Genomic DNA, 23,177 nt, shown 5'->3' with positions numbered 1-23,177 from the left:
GTTATTTGACTTTTGACTGTAGCCAGTTGTTACGGAAAGTTTCCTGCTCTTTGCTCAATTGTTTACCTGCCTTTTCAAAGGTTACCACTTCAAAGTTGGGGTTTTCCTCAAGCGTTATCGTAGTTTCATGGGCACCGGTCCGGTTTTTATAGTTTACCATGATCTTATCGCCCGGCTTTTTATCGGCGATGGCATCACTAAACCCTTTCTGATCTTTAATATCTTTTCCATCAACTTTCAGGATCACATCACCCGCATCGATGCCTGCCTTGTAAACCGGGGTACCTATAGTCGTGCTTGAAAGTATTGGCAAACCTTCGGCATCTGCAGCACGTGCCTGCCCGGCGCGGCCACGGCCCGGAGTAACCGCCAGCGGACCAGCCCAGCCTTTGCCCGGCTGTACTTTACGCAGTACCAGGCCTGCTTTAGCTAACAGTTCTTCGTAATTGTTTTTGTCGGTTCCGTTGATGTAACGCTTAAAGAAATCGGCCGCAAACTTAGGGTTATTGGTTACTTTACCTAAATCGGTTTGCAGATCAGGAATGGTATACGGTTTCATTACTTTACCCCTGCTAAGCCAAACAGCACGCATATAATCATCAAGCGTCATGTTAAAATCGCTGCGGAGGCGAAGATCGAGTGCCAACGCAATAGCACCGCCATAAGTGTAATAACTGGTAAAATCGTTAACGTTATTATTAGGGTCGATAGATACTCCTGCATCTGCAAAAACCGAATAGCGGCTCATTTGGGCGGCCGAATATTTGGCAGCGGCAGGTGTGTTTAAGATCTGGTTTACCAAACCGGCAATGGTTTTGGTATAATCATCAACCGTTACAAAGCCGGCGCGGGCAAGTAATAATTCGCCGTAATATTGCGTAAAACCTTCGGCAAACCAAAGTTCGCTGCTCATGTTGGCGTGTTCAAAGTTAAAAGGCTCCAATGATTTTGGACGAATGCGTTTTACATTCCAGCTATGGAAGTATTCATGTGCGTAAACGCCCATGAGGTTGTTTTCAAATCCTTCAACTTTTGGTGCCGGGATAGTTATGGAGGTTGAATTACGATGTTCCATACCGTCACCTGATACAGCAGGATTTACATCGCTCACAAAAGTGTACTCGCCAAAATCATAAGTGGGCAGTTCGCCAAATACGGCTTTTTCTTCCAGCACCAGCTTCTGGATCATCTTGCCGAAGTTATCAATCACCGCCTGGCTATCGTCTGAGTGCATGGTAAGGTTTATTTTTTCTTTCTTGCCATCGGTATTTACTACTTCCCAACTGCTGAGTTTGTAATTGGACAGTTCGGTAGGGCTATCCATCATATATTGCAGATTGGGTGCGCTGTACACATTTGAGCCTTCATGTTTAAGTTGTGAAGCTACTTTCCAGCCGTATTTATCAATGTCGTTAAACTCAAAAGTAAGGGGGCGTTTATCCTGCCCTACCACCCACATAAACGTGGCGGGCATATTCAAGTGGGCATGACTCGGATCGATAGAAGCATAAGTACCATCGGTCCAGTTGCCAAAAAGTGTATAGCTCACTTTCACCGCTGCCGGATGTTCTCCCACTTCGTAAACATCGCCTTCAATTTGGGTTAAAGGCAGCTCCTTACCTTCAACATCGGTAGCTTTAACGTTGTAAATATTTTTACCAAACTCATGGGTTGCATACCGGCCGGCAGATGAGCGGCTCATCCGTACCCTGAAAGCGCCTGATGGTGCCTGCGGAATGGTCATGCTTATCTCAGCCTCGTGATGGGCCGCGTTTGGGAATGATATGGAATAGTAAATAGCTTTTTGTGGTTCCTGCTGTGCCATAGCACTGCACGCAAGTACCGAGGCGGCGGTAAAGAGTAGTAATTTTTTCATCAACTTAAATTATCTGCGCTGAAATTACTATTAAATCACGAAAAAATAATATCAATGTTATTATGCAGAAAATCGTTCTTTAAATAGGTAATGCAATCAGCAGCGGATAAAATGAATTTTTGCGTTCACTTCTACATATTAACTGTGGCAGGTTTAAAAAGCGTTAGTGTAAAGAACCTCTACACCCCATTTAAAAAGGCTTAATCCGGTCGCTTTCATTTTATTATATGTACATTTAAAGAAATTCGCCGGCTTATGATCCTTTTTTCAAAGAGAAATCTATACTACACCGATTACCAATGGACTATTTACATCCCGAATGATCCGCGTGTAAATGGCAGGCCCGATCATACTGCGTTCAATAAAAATGAAGGGAACGAGATGGTATACCTGATCAACAAGTTAATGATGATATGGGATTATCGTTTTGCCAACACCGGCAATAAAATGGAAAAACTGATCCACGATAAGCTACCGGCCGAAATCTCCAGCCAGGAAGAGGTGCAGAACTGGCTTAAAACAAATTTGAAGTTTTAGAGTGAAAAAGCAAAAAGCGGAATGCTTAAAGCTTAAAGCCAATAGTTTTATGATCATTGCTATCTAACAACACTATAAAAAGATAACATGAAATCAATTAAACGCTTTGAGCTTTCTGCCTTAAGCCCCCCTCTTATCCAAACAACAAGCTAAAAACCTCTTCGATACTACTTACAATTTTGATGTCGATATCGTAGCGGGACAAATCCATGCGCTTTTTATCCTGGCCGCTGGCAGGAAGGTTATATTTGGAGATAAAGATCTGGTTAAAGCCAAGCTTCTGCGCTTCGGCAATGCGTTGCTCTACGCGGTTTACCGCCCTGATTTCGCCCGAAAGTCCCAGTTCGCCTGCAAAACAGGTTTTGAACGGAATGGGCATATCTTCGTGCGATGAAATAATGGCCGCCGCCAAACCAAGGTCAATAGCCGGGTCTTCAACCCTGATGCCGCCGGTAATATTCAGGAATACATCTTTTGCACCCAACCTGAAACCGCAGCGTTTTTCCAATACAGCCAACAACATGCTCATGCGTTTGGTATCGAAACCGGTAGCAGTACGTTGCGGCGTCCCATAGGCCGACGCACTAACCAATGCCTGGGTTTCAATCAGCATTGGTCGCATACCTTCTAAGGTAGCCGAAATAGTGATGCCGCTTAATGGCGCTTCCCGGTGCGAAAGCAGGATCTCCGACGGATTGGACACTTCCCTCAATCCTTCACCCATCATTTCGTAAATACCCAGCTCTGATGCCGAGCCGAAACGGTTTTTGATGGTACGCAATATGCGGTAAACGTGGTGCCTGTCGCCCTCAAACTGCAGCACGGTATCAACCATGTGCTCCAATATCTTCGGCCCGGCAATCATACCGTCTTTGGTAATATGACCAATTAAAAATACCGGCGTCGAAGTCTCTTTGGCGAAACGTAATAGCTCGGCGGTACATTCCCTAACCTGCGATACACTGCCAGGCGTTGATTCAATATGTGCCGAATGCAGGGTTTGGATCGAGTCGATCACCACCATATCCGGCTCTAATGATTCTATCTGTTTAAATATGTTTTGGGTTGAAGTTTCTGTCAGTATATAAGCGCCTTCGCCTATGACTCCCCCTTCGGGCGAAGCTAACCTTTCGGCCCGCATTTTTATCTGCCTTTCACTTTCCTCGCCCGATACATACAAAACTTTTTGGTTTGGCATATTGAGCGCAAGTTGCAGCATCAGGGTTGATTTGCCTATGCCCGGCTCACCGCCTATCAATACCAGTGAACCGGGCACTATCCCGCCTCCCAAAACGCGGTTAAACTCTTTATCGGGAGTTGGCACACGGTGCTCTTCGGTATAAGTGATCTCCGTTACGGCCACTGGTTTATTGGCCCGCTGCTGACTGGTTGACGCAGGTTTCCAGGCAGGTACCGCTGCATTGCCTTTTTCAATCACCTCCTCAACAAAAGTGTTCCATTGCTGGCATGACGGGCATTTACCCAGCCATTTAGGCGATTCAAAGCCACAGCTTTGACAAAAATACGCGATCTTGGATTTGGCCATTATTTATTCAGATGTGCAGATTACAGATGTGCAAATATGCAGATTATTTATTTTATTACTAAATTAATTAGCAAAACACATTAATGAATACTACTCAATTACCTTTACTTTTTATCTGCATAGAGCCTGAAATAGCCACACTCCTTAAGCGCTTCTTTATAGTAAGCCGTGTTATTGTATTTCTCTTTTAACTGTGCGAAATATTTGTAATACGCATCGGTAACAGGCTGACTGGCTTTTATATCGGCAAACTTGTCGGCACCTTTAAAGTTTGGGTCATTGTATATTTCATTCAGGGCACATTTACTCAGCATAAATGTACAGCGGGCACGCTGTTCATCTGTGGTGGCATTTTTGCGGGCCAGTTGATAGTACTTCATCGCAATTTGCATCGATGTCAATTTATCATCCATGCGCTGTTCGCCTTCGTAATAATAGCGGCCGGTTGGCCCGGTAGCTACCGCATCCGATTCGTAAAACAACCGGGCGTTACCGTAGTATGTGATATTGTAATAGGCATTCGCAATGGCATAAGCATTACTGTATACGTTTTTGCCTTGCTTAATTTCTGTATTTAAAGTGTTAAGCGTTTGCAGAAAACTTAGCGGCGTATATTTTTGCTTTTGCGGGGCTGCATGATCACAGTCATGGCAGTCAACTAATCTACCGGTAAAGGGGTTGCCTGCAAGCACAAAATCTTCGGGCTTCATTTTTTTGAGTTGAGCAATAGCTTCAGGTAACTTTTGCTGATAAACCAATGTGATAGCCCGATGGTAATATAAATTGTTAAGGGTTATAGGATAATAACGCAACATCGTTTGTTCAAAAGCAGTTTTATCCGGTTTATTTAACAGATCTATCATGTGCTGCACCCTTGTGCTATCCGCATAAAAATCCTGTGCATTGTTGTTAAAGCATACCTCCCTGATTGGGTTGCCTTGCTTTTTATAAAGCCGCGATATGGCAAGGTTACAAACCGAAATGGCATTATCAAACCGCAGGTCTTTGATCTTAATCTTACTATCGCGCAGGTTGGCAAGCCAGTTAAGGGGCTCCGTTAATTTTGCCTCTGCAGTGGCATCCATTTTTTTAAGGTTTTTGATATATAACATAAGGTCGAGCAACTTGCCCTGTGCTACAATCATTTTATCGCCGGCGGGGAACTGGTTTTTTGCTGTAGCATAAAACTTACCGGCTGCGGTGTAATTGCTATCCAAAAGTTAAGGTAACCTGCCGCGAGGTTCCAATAGTAAGGCTTGGCTGTATTATTTTTAAGGGCAATGTTTTCAACAAGCCGTTTACCATCGTTATCGGATTTTATTACCGAATCGGCAGGTTTACCGCCTCCTGTTGTGGCCTCCCTGATATTAATCAGACGGCTTAGCAGCAGGTCCAGTTTTTCGGATTTTGGGTTGATAGCCGCGATAGTTTTTATAGCCCTTGCGGCATCATATTGTACCCCCATCATATGCCACAGGGTTATTTTTTCTTCCGGCGTTTTGGCAAGCCTGAGTGTGGCATTCCAATCACTTTCATTTTGCGGGTGGAAGCTCCAGAAACTCGGGATCTTTAATTTATACGTGTAATCATAACAAAGGCTGTACAGGTAGTTTGATAGGGCGTAGTTTTTTTGCCTGTAATAATATCCGGCTACATAGCCCATTGTACGGTAGTAAATGAGGTTTTTAGGAAAATGATCTTTGAACTGATTAAACAAGCTCACAGTTGTTGCCGACGACGAATTATCCAGGAAGTAATAATAACGAACGGCTTGAAACCATAAACGCTCCTTGATAAAAGGATCTGTTTCGGCATCGAAGGCACCAATCAGCGTTGAAGCCAGCTTTACCGGCGAATGATTGGGCTTTACCTTATCCCACGAATAATATTGATCGTTTACCGAATAAGCCTCACTTATTTTCGCCAGCTTCAGGTAGCTATAAAAAGCTTTGAGCATTTTTGCTGATACAGTACCAGTACTCATAACGGGGTATTTAGCGGGCAATACTTTGAGCGCGCCGGCTGATTTACGGGAAATGGAATCAACAGCGCCGGCACTGGCTTTAATAAGCAGGTACTGAAGTGATGTTTTGCTGAATTGATGGTTAAAATGATCGTACCATTCGTCAACAATAATATCGTTATACCATGTATTGCTCCCATCCGTATAGCCCAAGCCATAGTAAACCTCGTTGCCGGTATAAAAGAATGGGGAGTATTGCTTGTTGACAAAATATTCGGGAGTGAAAACGGAATATTCTTCCTCGTACGAGTCGGCACAGGCCCAGATCACTCCGGCTATGGCCAGCGTGCATAGGCTAAAAACGAGCAGAAATTTGCGTAAGGGTTTCCTGGTTAAATTTTGAAAGGTCGATATTGGCCAGTTCATAGTAGATAATAGTTGTATGTTTTTGTTTAGGCAGATGCTGTGTTAATTGCTGGGCGGCAGCGTTCAATGTATTGCTGTCCGTTTCTTCAAGTTTAAAAATATCATTTTGTTTGATATAAATTCCATCCAGAAAAAAGCTTGTTTTGGCCCTGTAATTTGCCTGCCCTTCAATTGGTTCAAAATGAGCCTGATCGGAAAGTTGCCTTCGCCCTATTTTTCCATATACCTGGATCACCCGGCCCTCCCTGATATGAATAGCCCAGGAAAATAAAGGCAAGGCAATATCCAGCTTCAGGGGATAGCTGCCCAGGTAAGCGATATACTTATCCGCATCATTGCTATTGTATATTGAATTGGGCTGCTGCAGCTCGGCGTTGAGCTTGCCCATGTTATAAAACATCAATACCCCGCGGTCGGCAGGAGGCACACCTGTACGGTCTTTAAATTTAACCTGGTGCAGGCGGATGGTTGCTTCCAGTTGTTTATGGTTCAGGTTTTTAAAAGCGGTCAAAAAGCTGAAATATTTTAACCGTGTACTTAACGACCAATCGCAATCAATTTGTACTTTGGTATAGTTGATCTTCCTTTCCGCGGCCAGTTCATTGATTAGCTTATTGCAATGTTCGGCAAGATTGGTTACAGCAGTATCTGCAGTGTTTTCAAAAGTTTTGTTTGTGATATAGATAACCGGAGTAATATTAAAGCCTGCCGGGAGCGCATTGAGTTGCACAACGGCATTTGGATATGAGCGTTGTTCTTTATCGTTCCAGCTTACATCAAAAAAACGGATGTAGGCATTGTTGCCGGTTTGCTTTAGTAAGGCTGTTTGCTGTTGATTAAGGTTGAAGCTGGTTTTCCAGTAATAAAAGGCCGTTGTAGCATTGCCGGTTTTGCGACAAGAAGCCGTTGGAAGTAACAAGACTAATATTATAAACCACCGGAAATATTTGAGCATAGGCTATGAAATAGGTTGTTAACGATGGTAAAGTAAGGGATTTTTTTATACTGTTTTAGAGGGGATAGGCTTGGGCCCATACCCATATAAAAGATGCTTATGATAGAAATTGTTTTCTTGAATGAACCCGATAAATATTTTGATGAAGGCGAATTTATCGCTCATCTTCCTGCAGTTGAAGGAGAAGGTAAATTGTTAAAAGAGCTGAGTGCGGTACTTAAATTTCCTGGTTATTTTGGGCTTAACTGGAATGCCGTTTACGATTGTCTGTGTGATTTTCATTGGATAGAAAAGAAAGGAGTTGTACTGGTGCATCGTGTTATGCCCATCCTTACCGAAGAAAAGCTAAAAGCATATATAGAGGTACTTCTTGATGCAACTAAAAGCTGGGGCATTGATGAAGCACATTATTTTAAAGTGATTTTCCCTATAAAATCGATGCCGTTTTTAGAGCGTATTTTGACGGATTTAAAAAAATAAAACCCTGAACTTCGACCCATCTTTAGTTAAGATCTAATAATCAATAATAAAGTAAGCTATGGAGATAAAATACATGAAGGTACTGAATGACAACCTATCAGTAACAGCAGCGTACACCGGAGTTAAAGAGGTTGTAAGCCCGATTTCAGTTGAAGAAATTATCGCCTTGGAAAACAAGTATAATGGTGGCAGACTATTTCCTGCAGCCTTGCGTGAATTATTGTTTTTAGCCGGAGGGTATTGTTATGTACTGGATTATGGAATGAATGATAGTCAGGAACAGATGCAGCAGAGCTCCAGAAAATATATGACTGTTTTCGGGCGTAACAGGGTTATTGCGAGGCCTTTTTATGTGATAGACGTTTACAACACAGGAGATCAGTTTGTATTTGTGTATCTGGACGAAGGAAAAGATGACCCCGATGTTTATGAGGCTTTGATAGGATATAGATTAAATGATTGGATACATCTTGTTAAGTCTCCTTTGAGTGCTCTTATAGATGGCCGAATAAAGAGATTTTTAAGTGGCGGTAATCCGTTTTGAGAAGGTTTTAAAAACTTTCAACTTAACTGTATAAGAAAACAAATTCCTATTTTATATAAGAGGGCACACAAGCAGAATGCTTGCCTTATCTTAGGCCGAAGTTACGCTGCGCTAAACACCAGAGAAGTAGAGAGGAACTTCGGCCAGCATTATTAATACCTTACTTATTCAATTTCTTTTCAACTGCACTTCGTTGGTTGGAGCCTGCTGATTTTTTTGCCGCTTCCACCTTTTTTGCGGTTGCTCCTTCTTTGTGTGCTTCGTAGTTCAATTCATGTGGTTGCTCTGATAGAGAGTTCCTTTCCACTTTTACTCCTCTTTTTGACATAGCTTTTCTTATTAGATGTAACAGATTAACAACGCTACATTTCAATGATTTTAACCACCAGGAAAATAATTATCTTTTTTAATTAATTACAACTAAATGAAATGTAGCTTGTTCAGCTATAAAGAAAAAGCTATGAAAAACCTATTTGCACAAAAAAACAATACCGGATTATGGATCACAGCCGGCATAACAGGAGTTTTGGCAGCAGGCGCGGGGATCTGGTTTTACTTCCGCGGCAAAAAATCAGATGAAATAGCCGGCTCCCAACAGGAACACGTTCAGGATTATCTTGAAGCCAAACACCCCAAAAAGAAAAAACATAAAACCGATGTGGATGAGCTGGCAGACCTGGTACATCATCAGGCAACCTGAAAAGACTGTACGCCCCTAACTGGTCGGAGTTAAGCAGCTGGCACACCTTCGACCAGGAGGGTTGCCGGCACGAACCAAACCGGAAGCAATACGACAACTATTATTAAGTAAACGTTATCTATGTGAGGGAACGTACCGGTACTTAAACAAGTATTTACTCTTCTGATGTTAGCATTACGGCGCACAGCGCCCTTATGGTTTCAGCTAACTTACCTTCCGCGTTTAACGCTATAAGTTCAGTCTCCCTAAAAACCCGTTTATGTGATTTCCCCTCGTGCTTTGCCTCAATGGTAATAAAGGCTTCAGCGTTTAAGCTATCAGGGCCTGATCTCGTTACCTTTAAAACTTCGAAGTTAGGCTCGAAAATCTCTTTTATTTTATCAATTATCTCCATATCTCAAAAATAAATGTATTGATTTTAAAAAACATCAGCCACAACCGGGCTATTTTTCACATTTACTTATGTCTTGCTTTTAATAACCAACATTTGATTACCTCCTTTTTGAAATTCGTAATCTACTTTTTGTATATCAATATTAAAATCGCTGCCAAGCACCTCAAGTAATTCGTCAAAAAACACTGGAGCCCCGGCATTGAGGTTTAATATTGGGAAGATCCGCAATTCGGGGCATATGCGCATGATCTCCCGTATAGCCTCTGTATGAAATTTTAACCCCAGGTTATCATACAGCAATAAAAAATGAGAGCTTAGGCCCAACTCAAATGCGTTATCCGCAAAAGAGGTTTTAGCGGGCATGGCATGTTTAATATATCTTTGCCGAAAGCAGTCCTGGTCAAAATCCCGCAGAAAATGGTTCATCGCGGTCATTCTTATTTCCTGCAGTTCTTCCACATCTTTAATGTTGTTCCAAACAAACTTATCGGCGTTAGCCCTCACCTGGCCTATCACTTCTACACAGGTTTCATCAATCCGTTTTCGGATATCATCAGTCGAAAATTGATATAAAGGATCGATGGAGGTAACCTGCTTACCCATTGCGTGCATCTCCGCATTAAAACTTGCCGGACCATCACCTATACTGACAATCTTTTTGGTAACATCATTGGCGCTGAGGTTAAACATTTGCTGATATTCGGTAAACGTGCGGCCCCAGGGCACAACGTTATTTAGTTCAAAAGCCATTATTATAATTTTTGTTACAGATAAAAAAGACGGACCTATATAATGATACTGCCGGACGGATACTGAAAAAAGGACTAATACCTGATAGTCGTTATGATACCGGCTGCACAAAGCTGTGACGCCACCAATTGAGTTTGGTTATGTGATAATTGATCATTGATGGGCAAGATATGATTAAAGACTGGCAATAGCAAGGTTTGTTATTTATTCCAAATGCAAACCAACATAAGGCTGACGTCGTCTCTGCTTCCATAAGGCTATTGCACCTGATGCATATGCCGAACACAGCGACGGCCACGACAGGTAACACTGTTTTGAATTGGATTTAAGACACTCTAAAAACCAAAAAGAGCAGGTGCTCATCCAACACCTGCTCTTTTTAAAGATCTTTAATTTTGTGCCATTTTCAAACAGTTGCACTTCTGAATTTTTACAGTTTGATTTCTTCGTCTTTTGATGAGAAGAAATGGAATTCCGTGATCTGATACGATGGGTTACTTTTAACCTTTATCCATTGGCCATATTTGATAAACCACTTCATTTGGCGGTTATAGATGCCCTTTTTAATAAAAGCCTCAATATATGGGTGTACGCACAGGGTTATTCCTTTTTCGTTTTGCTCTGTAAGGATATAATTGAAATTGTTCTCAATATCATCCATCAGCAAAATGGTTGGCCTAATAGTCCCTGTACCATTACAGGTAGGGCAAACCTCGCTGGTAACGATGTTCATTTCGGGCCTTACACGCTGACGGGTGATCTGCACTAAACCAAATTTGCTCGGAGGCAAAATGGTGTGCTTGGCACGGTCGTACTGCATTTCGGCACGCAGAAAATCAAAAAGCTCTTTACGGTTTTGCGGTTTGTGCATGTCGATAAAATCGATTACCACAATGCCGCCCATATCGCGCAGGCGTAACTGCCTTGCAATTTCTTTAGCTGCTTCTTTGTTTACCTGGTAAGCGTTCTCTTCCTGGTTTTCTTTGCTGGCCGTACGGTTACCGCTGTTTACGTCAATGACGTGCAGGGCTTCGGTATGCTCAATTACCAGGTAAGCGCCGCCGGCAAGGTTAACTGTTTTACCAAATGCGCCTTTAATCTGCTTTTCGATACCGAAATGGTCAAATATAGGCTCCTTATGCTTGTGCATGCGGACTATACTCTCCATATCGGGCGAGATTTCATGAATGTATGACCGAATTTCTTCGAACATACTATTGTCATTGGTATAAATGTGCTGAAAATCGGGGTTCAAAATATCCCTGAGGATAGTTGATGTGCGCCCTATTTCGCCCAATACCTTTTTTGAAGGCTCAACAGAAGGAAGCTTGGTAATAAACTGTTCCCATTTCGAGATCAGGTCAAGCAAATCTTTCTGCAGCTCATCAACCCCTTTACCTTCGGAAACTGTACGGATGATAACGCCAAAATGCTTTGGCTTAATGCTTTCAACTACTTTACGAAGACGTGTGCGCTCGGTATTGCTTTTTATCTTTTTCGAAATAGAAATTGCTTCCGAAAAGGGTACTAAAACAACATACCGCCCTGCTATCGACAGGTCGGAACTTAAACGCGGCCCCTTAGTTGATATGGGTTCTTTAGCTATCTGTACCGGGATAAGCTGATTTTTGGTTAATATCTCGGAGATTTTTCCTCCCTTATTGATATCGGCCTCAAGCTTAAACCCATCCAGTAGCTTTGACTGATATCCCCCGCTACGTACTTGCTTGGTTAGTTTAAGCAGGCTTTGTACCTGCGGACCAAGATCAAGATAATGCAAAAAGGCATCCTTCTCATAGCCAACGTCAACAAAGGCGGCATTTAGGCTGGGCATGATCTTTTTGATACGGCCCAGGTAAATATCGCCAACTGTATAGTTGTTGCTTACCTGTTCTTTGTGAAGCTCTACGAGTTGTTTATCCTGTAATAATGCAATGGTAGCCCCGTTGGGGGATGAATCGATAATTAATTCCTTTATCAATTGCTACTCCATTTCTTATAACGGTAAAAACCGTGTGTTAATAAGTGGGTAAAAAACACTAATAAATAAAAAGTACCCACCCCGGTTTGGGGCAGGTAAAATCATTAATGTTTAGTCTTAAGTCGTTGGTCGAAAGTTTAAAGTCAGAAAAAAAGACTTTGTACTTAAGACTAAGAACTATCGACTTAACATAAATGCTTATTTCTTTTTATGTCTGTTTTTTCTTAAACGTTTTTTACGTTTGTGGGTAGCCATTTTGTGTCTTTTACGTTTTTTACCGCTCGGCATAATAATAATTTTAAAATGTGTGTTAGTTATTTAATTCCTTAATATATCCATCAATGCGCTGACTGAAAACAGGGTCAGGCATCATTTCTTTGCATTTCTGGTAAGCGTCAATAGCTTCCTTTTTCATGCCTAATTGCTTATAGCTTTCGGCTAAATAGAAAGTAGGTTCCAGTTCCTGCTTTTGCGCAAGCAGTGTTTTAAACCTGCTTACCGCTTTTTCATACTGACCCGATTTCATGGCGAACATACCTAAGTTAAGGTTAGCGTTCCAATTTTTCGGGTCTTTTTTAACAACCTCAAGCAACAGCGCTATACCCTGCATAGGGCCTGCTGCGCCATTAACGTAAGCTATGCCCAACCCGGTTTTACCTTCAAGGTTTTCGGGTTGTAATTTCAAAGCATTTTGAAATGCTTCGGCAGCATCATTCACAAACGCAGGTTGAAATAAAGTATCCTGTGTAAGTTTATATGCATCATTAAAACGGTTACCTGCATTTATCCAGTCTTGTACCTTGTTTTCTTTACGGGCTAATGCCTGGTAATAAAACGCTGCAGGTGCGGGCTGGTTAACATCATCCCAGTGCTTGGCAAGCTGCGCTTGCAAAACCGGTGCATCTGCGTCTGATGCTTTTTTTAACTGGGCTTCAAGGTCATTGATCTTAGCCGCCAATGCATCCCCAATAGCTGCTTTGGCAGGGGCCGACACCATATCAACGGTAACATTAGCTGCCGGTTTAGCAGCGCCCGCTGAGGCGGCCATGGCCGGTTTGCCGTTTTTATCGTCTTTTGGTTTTACTAAACCTTTTACGGGCAACCAATACAAATAGCCCATAATAACAACTACGGCTGCACTAACGACTATTTGTTTTTTATTCATGATGGCGTATAATTATTTTTTGCTGGTTTTGTTACCTGACTTTACTTTCTCAACAAAAGTTTTGGCCGGTTTAAAGCTTGGCACAAAGTGCTCAGGGATAATGATGGCAGTATTTTTTGAAATGTTACGTGCTGTTTTCTTAGCTCTTTTTTTAACCACAAAGCTACCGAACCCTCTTACATATACGTTTTCGCCGCCAACCATTGAGCTTTTAACAACTTTGAAAAACGCCTCAACAGTTTCCTGCACGTCTACTTTCTCTATACCTGTTTTTGATGAGATTTCAGTTATAATTTCTGCCTTAGTCATATCTTATTTACTTAATTTAATTTTATAAATACTTAACTGTTTTGGGGTTGCAAAAGTATCGCTTTATCCGTTAACAGCGAAATATTTATCCGTTTTTTTGCCAGGGGCGTAAAACCTACATTTTCGTTACAATTTTGAGTATGAGAGGCTTATAAATTACTGGTTAAACATCAATTTGCCGGTGTAAAGAAGTGTGAAAAAAAGTGTGAAAATCGATCAATCCAACTGGTAGTAAAGGGCTTGTAATTTCACAGGTTAGTTGCCAATATTTATCTCTGATTTTTAAATATCAACTCCCCGACCTCCTGGCTTTCCTCCTGGTTTCTGAATCTTGATTTCATATCTCCAAACCCTCCTCCCTCTTGTTGGTTCTTGATTGCCTGCCTCATGATTCCCCCTCTATGCCTCCTGCCCTCCTCTCTTGATTCCTGATTCTTACCTTCTTGTTTCCTGCCTTCTTGTTTCTTAATTACTTTTACAACAATGAATTTTACCGACGAAGTTGTACAATGGTACTTAAACAACAAACGAAACCTGCCCTGGCGCAATACTACCGATCCTTATGTGATCTGGCTATCTGAGATCATATTGCAGCAAACCCGGGTTGAACAGGGCATGCCATATTTTTATCGTTTCCTGGAAAAATATCCTGATGTAAGCAGCTTTGCCGCTGCTCATGAAGATGAGATCCTGAAGCTGTGGCAGGGACTGGGTTACTACTCAAGGGGGCGCAACATGCTTAAAACAGCCCGGTTGGTACAGGAGCTCCATAACGGACGTTTCCCGGATAGCTATAATGAACTGATAAAACTAAAAGGTATTGGCGAATACACAGCCGCCGCTATCGCTTCGTTTGCAGCTAATGAAGCCAAAGCCGTGGTCGACGGTAACGTTTATCGTGTACTGGCGCGATACCTGGGTATCTATGAGCTTATCAACTCAACCGGGGGTAAAAAAACATTTCAACAAGCTGCCGACGATTTTCTTAATAAGAAAATGCCGGGACTGCATAATCAGGCCATGATGGAGTTTGGTGCCATGCTGTGCAAACCTAAAAATCCGGCCTGTGGTATTTGCCCTGTCCGCCTGGGTTGCGTGGCCTTTAACACCAACACTGTTGCCGCTCTCCCGGTGAAATTAAAAACTGTAAAAGTACGTGAGCGCTTTTTTAATTATTTCCTGGTAACCAACGGCGATACCATTTTGATGAACAAAAGGGGCGATAAAGACATCTGGGCTAATATGTTTGATTTACCTATGGTTGAAACAGATACGCTTTTAAGCCTTGAAGAATTATTAAAACAACCCGAAGTTTTAGCTGTTTTTGGTGATGGTATTGAAGCTACTGAAATCTCGCCGGTTCATAAACATATCCTTACTCATCAGCGGCTTTTTGTAAGACTGATAAAAATTAAAAACCAGCCACTCAAAACGCACGAAAACTGGGTTAAAATTAACGTTCATAACCTGCCTGAGTTAGCTTTACCAAAAATCATTTTTATATTATTAAAAAATATTTTTAATTTGTAAAATAATTTTACGTTAATTTATGGCATGTCTGGAATAAACAAAGTAATACTCGTTGGCCACTTAGGCAAAGACCCTGAAGTACGGAATTTAGAAGGTGGCGTATCTGTTACGAGTTTCCCTTTAGCTACTTCCGAAACTTTTAACAAAGATGGCCGCAAGGTTGAACAAACCGAATGGCATAATATTGTAATGTGGCGCGGACTGGCAGAAGTAGCGGCCAGGTTTCTTTCAAAAGGGAAACTGGTTTACATTGAGGGCAAACTCCGCACCCGCTCATTTGAGGATAAGGAAGGTATAAAAAAATACACTACCGAAATTGTGGCCGAAAACTTCACTATGCTTGGCCGAAAAAGTGATTTTGAAACCGAGCCGTTAAAATCACCCGCAAAAAACGGGGATTCGTTTATAGATCATTTAAATGCCGAAGATTATTAAATTACCGATACTTACTAAAACATCCCAAAGAAAAAATGCCGATAACACTTGTCACTGGCATTTTTTATATCCCGGAAAATTGCAAAACGGTTATTGCTTAAAATAGTTCACACCCTGCGGCGCGGTACAATCGTCGGCCGGTCCGCATATATATGTCAACGTAAGTACATTCCCTCCGGCATTTAAAACCATAGTGTAGTTGGCCGTTACCGCAATGACATTGCTAACCGCCGCCAGTTCGGAAACCGGACCAAAAGCATTGTTTTTGTTTTGATAATCGGTTATATCATACAAGGTTAACACCGAATTCTGGATCTTATACTTTCCAACCCTTTTTGACGCTGTTCCGATAAGCTTTTCGGAAACCGAGTCGATACTGGTCACCGTGCCTTCAAATGTGTGGTCGGTTTTAAAATCGTATTCGTATTGTACCCACTGTTTTGAAAAGGCAGCAGGAACAATCCATTTTCCGGATATTTTTAGCTCACTATTGGTTACCCTCTCTTTGTGACAGCCCCAAAAAGCTGTTACTAAAACAATGGCTAATAAGCCTACCACTTTGGCAGGATTCGTAATTTGTTTCATATCAATGATTACGCTTAAAAAAAGCATAATGATACAGCAGCATATTCTTTTCCCAGCAAACGCAAAAGCCCTCATATAATGGAATATATGAGGGCTTTGCCTGTTAATATTCTATCTTCCTCCCGGAGGGCATTTAGCTTTCAGATACTGTGTAAATAACGTGCGCAAATGCTGTGTTGTACCTTCGCCTTCCGATATCGAATGCGTACGGTTAGGGTATGACATCAGCTGGAACTGCCTGTTGTATTTCACCAGTTCATCAATCAGCAGCTCGGCATTTTTGTAATGCACATTATCATCGCCCGTGCCATGAATGTAAAGCAGGTTGCCTTTCAAATTCTTAGCATAAGTAACCGGCGAACCTTTGATAAACACTGCACGGCCTGCATCATCGGTTGGTACGCCCATATAGCGCTCCTGGTAAATGTTATCATAAGTAAGCTGGTTGCCTACTGCCGCTACCGCTATCCCTGTTTTATAAATATCTCCATACTGGAACATCAGGTTAAGAGTTGATGAACCGCCGCCGCTCCAGCCGTGCACTGCTATACGGGATGAATCGACAAATGGCCATTTAATGATCTCTTTGGCAGCCATAGCCTGATCGCGGATATTGATGATCCCTATGTTCTTGTAAATAGCCTTGCGCCAGGCTGTACCTTTAGGGGCGGGGGCGCCACGGCCTTCAACCGACATGTAAATATAACCGTCATCGGCCATACTGCCTTCATACAGCCTATTACGACCTGTTCCCCAGGTATCCGTTACGGTTTGTCCGGCCGGTTCGCCATAAACGGTAAACAGTACCGGGTATTTTTTATTGGGGTCGAAATTGGTTGGCTTTACCATCCAGCCGTCCATTTCAATGCCATCAACAGTTTTTACTTTGAAAAACTCGGGTTTATTTTTAGCGTTTTTATCAACGGTTATTACAGTACCGCCGATATGCTTGTGAGCTGGCAAACTGATCACCTCGCTTTGCGGGTGGGTATAGCTGTTGCTGAAATTATGCAGCGCAACCTTACCGTTGGGCGAAATATCATAGCTATGCGTGCCCGGTTCATCAGCAGGCGAAACACGCTCGGCTGTGCCGCCGCTTAATTTTATTTTGTAAAGATATTTCTGTGTAGCATTATCCGGCGAAGCGATGAAGTATACATAACCCAAAGCTTCGTCGATCATGTCGATGCCGATCACATCATAATTGCCTTTGGTGATCAGGCTTTCTTTGCCTTCACGGGTTATTTTATACAAATGGCGCCAGCCATCCTTTTCGCTCAGCCATAAAAAACTTTTGCCTTTTTCAATCCAGCCCCAGCCTACCGGGTCGCCCCCGGCTACACGTGCTTTAACATCAATCCATGAATCATTATGCTCTTCGCGGATTACACGGGTTGTGCCGTTTGACACGTTGCCTATAAACACGCGGCTTTCATTTTGCGCACGATTTAGTTGTTCAAGAATAACTTCGTTTGAGTTATCGGCCCATTCCATATTAGGGATGTAATGCTGCACAGCATCGCCGGGCACATTGATCCAGGTAGTTGTACCGGTAGCGGTGTTAACAACGCCCACTTTACATGAGCTTGGATCTTCGCCCGCAACAGGGTACTCAACCGGCACAACATAGGGATAAACCGAATCGGTAGTGTTCAGCATCAAATAGGTTTTGATCTTGCTGGCGTCTATTTGCCAGTAGGCTATCGATTTACTATCCGGCGACCAGCGGAAACCATCGCGGCAGCCAAACTCTTCCTCATAAGCCCAGTCAAAAGTACCGTTGATAAGCGTTTGGGTACCATCGGTAGTTAATTGTTTTACCGAACCATCGGCCAAATCTTCCATGTAAATGTTATGCCCGCTTACGTAAGCAGCTTTACTGCCATCTGGCGAAAATTTGGCGAACATCAGTGATGATGCCGGCCGGTTTTTACCCAACTGCCAAAGCTTTTTGGTATTAGAATCATACACCCAGTAATCGCCTCGGGTATCATAACGCCATACTTTTTTGGTATTGGTATTAATGAGTACTTTTTTGTTATCATCGCTCACCGTAAACCTTTTAACACTGATAGGCGCTTTGCCTGCTGGTGTCAATTCTTCTTTGGTAATAAAAACAGTTTTTTGGAAGTATCGCGGGCATCAATCATGATAATCTGCCCGCCGGTTATGCGGTAATACTGATAGCCGTCTTTTGTCCAGTTAACGGCGGCCCGTTGCGCCCGGGCCGTATTTTGCAGTAAGATTAACAATAGCGCAGTAAGGAAAAATAATCCCGAACGGTAAAATTTCATATACATTTAGTTTGAATTAATAGAGCGGCGTTATTTTTATTTATTAAATAACGTCACTGTAAATTTTGCGTTAAATTAGCACAATAAAGAACTCTAAAGCCCTCTGTAATGAAAAAAATACCTCTATTGCTCGCTGCCTGCATGTTATTTTTCACATCGGTAAACGCCCAGCGGGCCGACAGGAGCAAATTCATTAAAGACAGTTTAGATCTATATATCAGCAAGGCCTTAACCAACTGGCGCGTGCCGGGCATAGCTGTTTGTATTGTGAAAGATAACAAGGTTGTGCTGATGAAAGGTTATGGCATTAAAGAGCTTGGCCTCATGAACAAAGTTGATGAAAATACCTTGTTCATGATAGGCAGCAATACCAAAGCTTTCACGGCAACAGCGCTTGCCATGCTGGAGGCAAACAAAAAACTGTCATTAGATGACAAGGTAACCAAATACATACCTGAATTTAAACTGGAAGACAAAAACGCAAGCGACCAGGTAATAGTGCGAGATCTCCTTTGCCACCGCCTCGGCTTCCGAACCTTCCAGGGCGATTTTACTTTTTACAATACCAACCTTACACGCCAGGAGGTAATTCAGCGTTTGGGCAAGCTTAAAGCTACTTATCCGTTCCGTACACGCTGGGGATATACCAACGCGGCATTTTTAACGGCCGGCGAGATCATTCCGAAGGTTACCAACGGGCACTCATGGGAAGCTTACTTAAAGGAAGCCATTTTTGCACCACTGGGTATGGGCAATACTTTGGCCCTAAGCAAGGATTTGCCAACATCCTTAAACCGCACGGTGCCGCATACTATTGTCGACGGCAGGCTTACGCCAATCCCTTATTGCCAGATAGATGGGATCGCACCTGCGGGATCTATCAGCTCGTCTGTAAATGACATGAGCAAATGGGCACTTGCTTTACTGAACGATGGTAAGGTTGGGCAGCGTCAGGTAATCCCTTCCGCAGCCATTCAGGCAACACGTGTCCCGCAGGATATCGTGAGTAGTGTTCATCATATGAACGGCGAAAATAACTTTGAGCTTTATGGCTTAGGCTGGTTTATCCAGGATTACTCGGGCCACAGGCTGGTGATGCATGATGGCGGGGTTAACGGCTATTTGTCGTCAGTAACGCTTTCGCCGCAGGATAACCTGGGCATCATCATATTAACCAATACCGATCAGAACCAGTTGTTTGAGGCCCTGCGCTGGGATATTTTAGATGCTTATTTCAAACAACCCTTCCGCAATTACAGCGAAGGTTATTTAAAACAATACAAAGCCAATATCGCAACCGAACAGGCTGAAGATAAAAAGCTGAGGGATTCTGTCCTGTTAAACCCCAAACCAATGTTGTTGCCAAACAAATACATTGGCAAGTACAGCAACGATTTTTATGGCAGCATGGAGGTTACCCAGGGCGAGGGCAACAACCTCGAAATGCGCTTTGAGCATCACCCTAAAATGTATGCCTTGCTAAAACCACTTGGCGGTAACCGCTTTTATGTAACTTTTTCTGACCCTACACTGGGGAAAGCTGTATTTCCGTTCATGGTACAAAACGGCGAGGTTACGGGAGTACGCGTAAAAGTGGCTGATTTTGTAGAGCGGGGTGCGTATGATTTTAAGAAGAATTAAAGCAGGGTTAAATACGATAAAGGTGAGTTAACAAAAGCGTGGGATTGTGCGGTTCCCCTCTTGAGAGGGGCGAAGGGGTGTGTCTCTGCTTTGATAAGCTAATTACATAAACACACCCCTGCTAACGCTCTCCCCTTCGCGTTCCCTCTCAAGAGGGGATTTGAAAATTTAAAAATCTCACATAAAAAAGCGGGATAATTTTTCCCGAAAGAAAAACTATCCCGCTGAAAATATTTAAACAATTAAGCTTATTGCAGCACAATCTTACGAATTCGGTTGTTATAATAGTCGGCTACGTAAACATTGTTGCCGACATCAACGGTAACACCCTGCGGCGAATTAAAAATCCCTGCAGTGCCCACACCTTCTGCAAAACCGCTTGTTCCGTTACCGGCAATTACTTTTAACACTTTATCCTTGGTAATCTCCAGGATCCTGCCATTCTGATCGGCTATGAACAGGTTCCCGCTTTTATCAAACGCAATGGCCGACGGACTCCCGACAATCCCGGTTTGTTTATTACCGCCAACAAAAGTAGTAACAACACCCGCCGGGGTTATTTTACGAATGGCATGATTAAGCGTTTCGGCTACATATATATTATTATTGGCATCAATAGCTATGCCGTTGGGCTTATTGAAAGTAGCGCTGGTTGCGGTTGCATTATCCAGGTAGCTCGCACCCCTGCTGCCTGCAAATGTGGTAACAACACCCGCCGGGGTTATTTTGCGGATCAGGTTATTGCCCATATCGGCCACAAAAATATTTCCGGAGCCATCAATTGCTAACCCACGCGGACTGTTAAACGTTGCTTTCGTTCCTGTACCATCGGCATATCCGGCATCGCCGCTGCCTGCAAAAGTGCTTACCACACCTGCCGGGGTAATTTTGCGGATATTATTATTACCATAATCGGCTACATAAATATTGCCTGTTGCATCCGTAACCAAACTTTGCGGAGCATAAAACTGCGCGGCGGCTATAGGGCCGTCAACATAGCCAATGCTACCATTGCCGGAAAGTGTAGTGACATCTCCTGCTGCAGTAACTTTGCGTATGGCACTGTTAAATGAATCGGCTACATAAATATTGCCGTCGGCACCCACGGTTATCCCCTGCGGACTGTTGAAAAGAGCGGCGCCGCCCAAACCGTCAACAAAGTCGGCCGCCGTATTGCCCGCCAATGTGCTAACTGTTCCTCCTGTTGATGTTGTACCTTCGCCGGTGGTAAACTGCACCACTTTACCGTAGCCTGTACCCGCGCTGTTTACAGCATATGCGCGTGCATAATAAGTCGTTTTAGGGCTTAAGCCGGTAAGCTTTGTAGTATAAGCGTACAAAATTACCGTATCGGTGGTTTTCTTATCGGCAGTGGTAGGAGTTTGATTGGTAGCGCTGTAACAGATACCGTAGCTGCTCAGGCTCACGTCAGTCGATCCATTAAATAAACCGCCTGTATAGGCTATGGTTCCACTTTCGGGAGTCACCACATCCATTGTGGTTAAATCAGGCACGGTTACGGGTGTAACGTTTCCTTTTTTACCACAGCTTGTGCCGGCCAAAGCAACGGCAAATAAAAACGCGGCAAATAAAATTGTTTTGGTAAAGCTCTTTTTCACGAGTTAGTTTAAAAGTTATATGTAGTAAGTAAGCAAAATTAACTTATCAATACGTAGCAAATTACTTTAAAGTAACATTTTAACAAATATTAACATACTTATTACTTACCAAAAGGTTCCACCGCCCTGCAAACACAAATAAAACCAGTTAACTACTGCCACACGGGGGCAAAATCATCAAAATCCGGCAACATTTTTGGTGTATACCTGTTATTAATTTACTATGAAACTAATAACGCTGTTCATATCCCTTTTGATAGCCAATACAGCTATTGCGCAAAAACATGTACCACTACCCCACGGAATGATATTTGGCGAAAAGCCCGACACGATAGCTTTAATGCCCGCCTCCAAACTGGAAGCTTTTATGGGAAAAAAACACGGGTCACCACGGCCATCAGTGGCAGGGTTATTAAAGTAATCAAAGAAAAAGGCGGCTCGTTTGAAATGGATGCGGGTAACAACCGGGTCATAACTGCCCATTTTACCAATGCAGGGATAAACCTTCCCAGGCAGTTGGCGGGCCGTACGGTAATCATTTCAGGAATAGCTGCTAAACAATTCATTGCCGATGACCTGCAGCATATGGCCGGCGATACGGTTAGCGGCAAAAAGCAGCATAAGGTAAATGCCAACCCTGGCCGAAAGGTTAGCTTTGAAGTAAAAGGATTAATGATAGATAAATAAAGCTATTCAAGCCGGGTAAATATCTACCCGTTTGTTACTATGAGCTGCCTTAATTTTTCAGAAACCTCGTTTTTGTTTACTGCAGATGCTTCGCGTTTGCATTTCATATAATGTTCGCGGGCAATTTTTTCGGCCAGGTCGCCGATGGTTTTTACATGCATCTCTTTGCCAAAACGGCCTGCAAGTTTTAAACCAATCCCGGCTATTACCATACCGGCAATACCTATGGCCAGGTAATAAAAGGCCAGAACAAAGCTAACCACCAATATCATGGAAAAAAGGTTAACTATCCACTGCTTGGGCTGAAGCAAACGGATCTGGAAACCCATCTCTTCTTCAATAGCGGCCACAGCCTCAATACGGCTATCGCGCGGAAAAAGATCAGCGAGTTTGGTTTGGGGCTTTATGATATCCTTATCATACCCCGATGATGTATTGATGGCATTACGGAGTTTGTAAAACGCCTGCTGCGTGGTACAGCCATCATTTGTTTTTTTACCTTTTCAACAACAACGTCGCAAAGTTTACCAAAGTTTTGCACATCGTTTACCGATGTATCGTTCAAACTGATGTTAAATGATTTTTCAATTTTCACTAAAACATCATCCATATCTTCAGGATCAACACTCTTCAGGCTGATTTCCTGACCATTAGCCGTATTAACTTTCAATCTATAGCAACTAAATACAACAATAGTGAACCTGCAATTAGGGTTGCAGGTTCACGTTATTAGCAATTAAACTACAAAGGCTGCAATTTA

The 23,177-nt window shown here is 42.8% G+C and carries 26 protein-coding genes; 9 read left to right on the top strand and 17 right to left on the bottom strand.

The genetic code is table 11. The features are described from left to right. Position 1 precedes the first annotated feature (1 nt). Positions 2–1,876 carry a M61 family metallopeptidase gene (locus tag ACRQ5D_RS10420; RefSeq protein WP_091175667.1) on the bottom strand — a complete coding sequence of 625 codons (1,875 nt, stop codon included), beginning with the start codon at positions 1,874–1,876 and terminating at the stop codon, positions 2–4. A 255-nt stretch (positions 1,877–2,131) separates the two neighbouring features. Between ACRQ5D_RS10420 and ACRQ5D_RS10415 the strand changes: the two genes are divergently transcribed. Further along, positions 2,132–2,413: a hypothetical protein gene (locus ACRQ5D_RS10415; protein WP_091175668.1), complete on the top strand. Its 282-nt coding sequence runs from the start codon at positions 2,132–2,134 to the stop codon at positions 2,411–2,413. Positions 2,414–2,546: 133 nt separating this feature from the next. On the opposite strand, the gene radA is transcribed toward ACRQ5D_RS10415, so the two are convergent. The 4 genes from radA to ACRQ5D_RS10395 all read right to left on the bottom strand — a co-directional run bounded on the left by radA (position 2,547) and on the right by ACRQ5D_RS10395 (position 7,267). Then, the gene (gene radA, locus ACRQ5D_RS10410) at positions 2,547–3,959 is read right to left on the bottom strand and encodes a DNA repair protein RadA (RefSeq protein ID WP_091175671.1); all 1,413 of its coding nucleotides are present in this window, start codon (positions 3,957–3,959) and stop codon (positions 2,547–2,549) included. 104 nt (positions 3,960–4,063) lie between these two features. Further along, positions 4,064–5,176, bottom strand: a complete 1,113-nt coding sequence (locus ACRQ5D_RS10405; protein WP_432328823.1) for a hypothetical protein — start codon at positions 5,174–5,176, stop codon at positions 4,064–4,066. Then, positions 5,101–6,348 (bottom strand): hypothetical protein, encoded by a 1,248-nt coding sequence (locus ACRQ5D_RS10400; protein WP_432328822.1) that lies wholly within the window; start codon positions 6,346–6,348, stop codon positions 5,101–5,103. The genes ACRQ5D_RS10405 and ACRQ5D_RS10400 overlap by 76 nt, the downstream gene beginning before the upstream one ends. Continuing rightward, entirely contained in the window at positions 6,278–7,267 is a 990-nt protein-coding gene (locus ACRQ5D_RS10395) for a hypothetical protein (protein WP_256337567.1), read from the bottom strand. Before ACRQ5D_RS10395 ends, ACRQ5D_RS10400 begins: the two co-directional genes overlap by 71 nt. A gap of 135 nt (positions 7,268–7,402) precedes the next feature. Here ACRQ5D_RS10395 and ACRQ5D_RS10390 point away from each other — a divergent pair, with 135 nt between their 5' ends. Both ACRQ5D_RS10390 and ACRQ5D_RS10385 read left to right on the top strand, forming a co-directional pair. After that, a complete protein-coding gene (locus ACRQ5D_RS10390) occupies positions 7,403–7,783 on the top strand; it encodes a barstar family protein (protein WP_176844583.1) in 381 nt (126 codons plus the stop codon). Positions 7,784–7,841: 58 nt separating this feature from the next. Then, complete coding sequence (locus ACRQ5D_RS10385; RefSeq protein ID WP_091175682.1) at positions 7,842–8,327, top strand: SMI1/KNR4 family protein; 486 nt, start codon at positions 7,842–7,844, stop codon at positions 8,325–8,327. 160 nt (positions 8,328–8,487) lie between these two features. Here the strand turns inward: ACRQ5D_RS10385 and ACRQ5D_RS10380 are convergent, their stop codons facing one another. Continuing rightward, positions 8,488–8,655 carry a hypothetical protein gene (locus ACRQ5D_RS10380; RefSeq protein ID WP_176844584.1) on the bottom strand — a complete coding sequence of 56 codons (168 nt, stop codon included), beginning with the start codon at positions 8,653–8,655 and terminating at the stop codon, positions 8,488–8,490. A gap of 132 nt (positions 8,656–8,787) precedes the next feature. On the opposite strand from ACRQ5D_RS10380, the gene ACRQ5D_RS10375 reads away from it, so the two are divergent. Further along, the gene (locus ACRQ5D_RS10375; RefSeq protein ID WP_091175686.1) at positions 8,788–9,027 is read left to right on the top strand and encodes a hypothetical protein; all 240 of its coding nucleotides are present in this window, start codon (positions 8,788–8,790) and stop codon (positions 9,025–9,027) included. Between the two features lie 154 nt (positions 9,028–9,181). Here the strand turns inward: ACRQ5D_RS10375 and ACRQ5D_RS10370 are convergent, their stop codons facing one another. The 5 genes from ACRQ5D_RS10370 to ACRQ5D_RS10350 all read right to left on the bottom strand — a co-directional run bounded on the left by ACRQ5D_RS10370 (position 9,182) and on the right by ACRQ5D_RS10350 (position 13,626). Continuing rightward, the gene (locus ACRQ5D_RS10370; RefSeq protein ID WP_090534650.1) at positions 9,182–9,421 is read right to left on the bottom strand and encodes a hypothetical protein; all 240 of its coding nucleotides are present in this window, start codon (positions 9,419–9,421) and stop codon (positions 9,182–9,184) included. 66 nt (positions 9,422–9,487) lie between these two features. Beyond that, on the bottom strand, positions 9,488–10,171 hold the full coding sequence (locus tag ACRQ5D_RS10365) for an SAM-dependent methyltransferase (protein WP_091175689.1): 684 nt from the start codon (positions 10,169–10,171) through the stop codon (positions 9,488–9,490). Positions 10,172–10,601: 430 nt separating this feature from the next. Beyond that, positions 10,602–12,152 carry an Rne/Rng family ribonuclease gene (locus ACRQ5D_RS10360; protein ID WP_090534648.1) on the bottom strand — a complete coding sequence of 517 codons (1,551 nt, stop codon included), beginning with the start codon at positions 12,150–12,152 and terminating at the stop codon, positions 10,602–10,604. Between the two features lie 310 nt (positions 12,153–12,462). Then, entirely contained in the window at positions 12,463–13,317 is an 855-nt protein-coding gene (locus ACRQ5D_RS10355) for a tetratricopeptide repeat protein (protein WP_091175691.1), read from the bottom strand. Between the two features lie 12 nt (positions 13,318–13,329). Continuing rightward, on the bottom strand, positions 13,330–13,626 hold the full coding sequence (locus tag ACRQ5D_RS10350) for an HU family DNA-binding protein (RefSeq protein WP_090534644.1): 297 nt from the start codon (positions 13,624–13,626) through the stop codon (positions 13,330–13,332). 483 nt (positions 13,627–14,109) lie between these two features. Here ACRQ5D_RS10350 and mutY point away from each other — a divergent pair, with 483 nt between their 5' ends. Continuing rightward, positions 14,110–15,156, top strand: a complete 1,047-nt coding sequence (gene mutY / locus ACRQ5D_RS10345) for an A/G-specific adenine glycosylase (RefSeq protein WP_091175694.1) — start codon at positions 14,110–14,112, stop codon at positions 15,154–15,156. A gap of 24 nt (positions 15,157–15,180) precedes the next feature. After that, positions 15,181–15,591 carry a single-stranded DNA-binding protein gene (locus ACRQ5D_RS10340; RefSeq protein ID WP_091175697.1) on the top strand — a complete coding sequence of 137 codons (411 nt, stop codon included), beginning with the start codon at positions 15,181–15,183 and terminating at the stop codon, positions 15,589–15,591. Positions 15,592–15,681: 90 nt separating this feature from the next. Here ACRQ5D_RS10340 and ACRQ5D_RS10335 read toward each other — a convergent pair whose 3' ends face one another. The 3 genes from ACRQ5D_RS10335 to ACRQ5D_RS10325 form a co-directional block, all read right to left on the bottom strand. Next, on the bottom strand, positions 15,682–16,176 hold the full coding sequence (locus ACRQ5D_RS10335; RefSeq protein ID WP_143020900.1) for a hypothetical protein: 495 nt from the start codon (positions 16,174–16,176) through the stop codon (positions 15,682–15,684). 111 nt (positions 16,177–16,287) lie between these two features. Continuing rightward, positions 16,288–18,273, bottom strand: a complete 1,986-nt coding sequence (locus ACRQ5D_RS10330) for a S9 family peptidase (RefSeq protein ID WP_432328816.1) — start codon at positions 18,271–18,273, stop codon at positions 16,288–16,290. Then, a complete protein-coding gene (locus tag ACRQ5D_RS10325) occupies positions 18,270–18,470 on the bottom strand; it encodes a hypothetical protein (protein WP_432328815.1) in 201 nt (66 codons plus the stop codon). Before ACRQ5D_RS10325 ends, ACRQ5D_RS10330 begins: the two co-directional genes overlap by 4 nt. A gap of 108 nt (positions 18,471–18,578) precedes the next feature. Between ACRQ5D_RS10325 and ACRQ5D_RS10320 the strand changes: the two genes are divergently transcribed. Continuing rightward, a complete protein-coding gene (locus ACRQ5D_RS10320) occupies positions 18,579–20,111 on the top strand; it encodes a serine hydrolase (protein WP_091175707.1) in 1,533 nt (510 codons plus the stop codon). Between the two features lie 248 nt (positions 20,112–20,359). On the opposite strand, the gene ACRQ5D_RS10315 is transcribed toward ACRQ5D_RS10320, so the two are convergent. Then, entirely contained in the window at positions 20,360–21,730 is a 1,371-nt protein-coding gene (locus ACRQ5D_RS10315) for an NHL repeat-containing protein (RefSeq protein WP_091175710.1), read from the bottom strand. 223 nt (positions 21,731–21,953) lie between these two features. On the opposite strand from ACRQ5D_RS10315, the gene ACRQ5D_RS10310 reads away from it, so the two are divergent. After that, positions 21,954–22,151: a hypothetical protein gene (locus ACRQ5D_RS10310; protein ID WP_431199526.1), complete on the top strand. Its 198-nt coding sequence runs from the start codon at positions 21,954–21,956 to the stop codon at positions 22,149–22,151. Then, complete coding sequence (locus ACRQ5D_RS10305) at positions 22,127–22,417, top strand: DUF4920 domain-containing protein (protein ID WP_431200762.1); 291 nt, start codon at positions 22,127–22,129, stop codon at positions 22,415–22,417. The genes ACRQ5D_RS10310 and ACRQ5D_RS10305 overlap by 25 nt, the downstream gene beginning before the upstream one ends. A gap of 23 nt (positions 22,418–22,440) precedes the next feature. Here the strand turns inward: ACRQ5D_RS10305 and ACRQ5D_RS10300 are convergent, their stop codons facing one another. Next, entirely contained in the window at positions 22,441–22,767 is a 327-nt protein-coding gene (locus tag ACRQ5D_RS10300) for a hypothetical protein (RefSeq protein ID WP_431199525.1), read from the bottom strand. Positions 22,768–22,820: 53 nt separating this feature from the next. Then, positions 22,821–23,087, bottom strand: coding sequence for a hypothetical protein (locus ACRQ5D_RS10295; RefSeq protein WP_431199524.1), 267 nt, complete (start codon positions 23,085–23,087; stop codon positions 22,821–22,823). Positions 23,088–23,177 lie beyond the last annotated feature (90 nt).

Origin of the sequence: Mucilaginibacter sp. P25, from assembly GCF_050859465.1 — a bacterium.
Taxonomy (GTDB): domain Bacteria; phylum Bacteroidota; class Bacteroidia; order Sphingobacteriales; family Sphingobacteriaceae; genus Mucilaginibacter; species Mucilaginibacter gossypii.
This window is presented reverse-complemented; position numbering and strand designations above follow the sequence as displayed.

Coding starts and splice junctions, on each gene's coding strand:
- ACRQ5D_RS10420 (WP_091175667.1), bottom strand. CDS start 1,876: ATGAAAAAATTACTACTCTTTACCGCCGCCTCGGTACTTGCGTGCAGT.
- ACRQ5D_RS10415 (WP_091175668.1), top strand. CDS start 2,132: ATGATCCTTTTTTCAAAGAGAAATCTATACTACACCGATTACCAATGG.
- radA (WP_091175671.1), bottom strand. CDS start 3,959: ATGGCCAAATCCAAGATCGCGTATTTTTGTCAAAGCTGTGGCTTTGAA.
- ACRQ5D_RS10400 (WP_432328822.1), bottom strand. CDS start 6,348: ATGAACTGGCCAATATCGACCTTTCAAAATTTAACCAGGAAACCCTTA.
- ACRQ5D_RS10390 (WP_176844583.1), top strand. CDS start 7,403: ATGATAGAAATTGTTTTCTTGAATGAACCCGATAAATATTTTGATGAA.
- ACRQ5D_RS10385 (WP_091175682.1), top strand. CDS start 7,842: ATGGAGATAAAATACATGAAGGTACTGAATGACAACCTATCAGTAACA.
- ACRQ5D_RS10380 (WP_176844584.1), bottom strand. CDS start 8,655: ATGTCAAAAAGAGGAGTAAAAGTGGAAAGGAACTCTCTATCAGAGCAA.
- ACRQ5D_RS10375 (WP_091175686.1), top strand. CDS start 8,788: ATGAAAAACCTATTTGCACAAAAAAACAATACCGGATTATGGATCACA.
- ACRQ5D_RS10370 (WP_090534650.1), bottom strand. CDS start 9,421: ATGGAGATAATTGATAAAATAAAAGAGATTTTCGAGCCTAACTTCGAA.
- ACRQ5D_RS10365 (WP_091175689.1), bottom strand. CDS start 10,171: ATGGCTTTTGAACTAAATAACGTTGTGCCCTGGGGCCGCACGTTTACC.
- ACRQ5D_RS10355 (WP_091175691.1), bottom strand. CDS start 13,317: ATGAATAAAAAACAAATAGTCGTTAGTGCAGCCGTAGTTGTTATTATG.
- ACRQ5D_RS10350 (WP_090534644.1), bottom strand. CDS start 13,626: ATGACTAAGGCAGAAATTATAACTGAAATCTCATCAAAAACAGGTATA.
- mutY (WP_091175694.1), top strand. CDS start 14,110: ATGAATTTTACCGACGAAGTTGTACAATGGTACTTAAACAACAAACGA.
- ACRQ5D_RS10340 (WP_091175697.1), top strand. CDS start 15,181: ATGTCTGGAATAAACAAAGTAATACTCGTTGGCCACTTAGGCAAAGAC.
- ACRQ5D_RS10335 (WP_143020900.1), bottom strand. CDS start 16,176: ATGAAACAAATTACGAATCCTGCCAAAGTGGTAGGCTTATTAGCCATT.
- ACRQ5D_RS10325 (WP_432328815.1), bottom strand. CDS start 18,470: ATGAAATTTTACCGTTCGGGATTATTTTTCCTTACTGCGCTATTGTTA.
- ACRQ5D_RS10320 (WP_091175707.1), top strand. CDS start 18,579: ATGAAAAAAATACCTCTATTGCTCGCTGCCTGCATGTTATTTTTCACA.
- ACRQ5D_RS10310 (WP_431199526.1), top strand. CDS start 21,954: ATGAAACTAATAACGCTGTTCATATCCCTTTTGATAGCCAATACAGCT.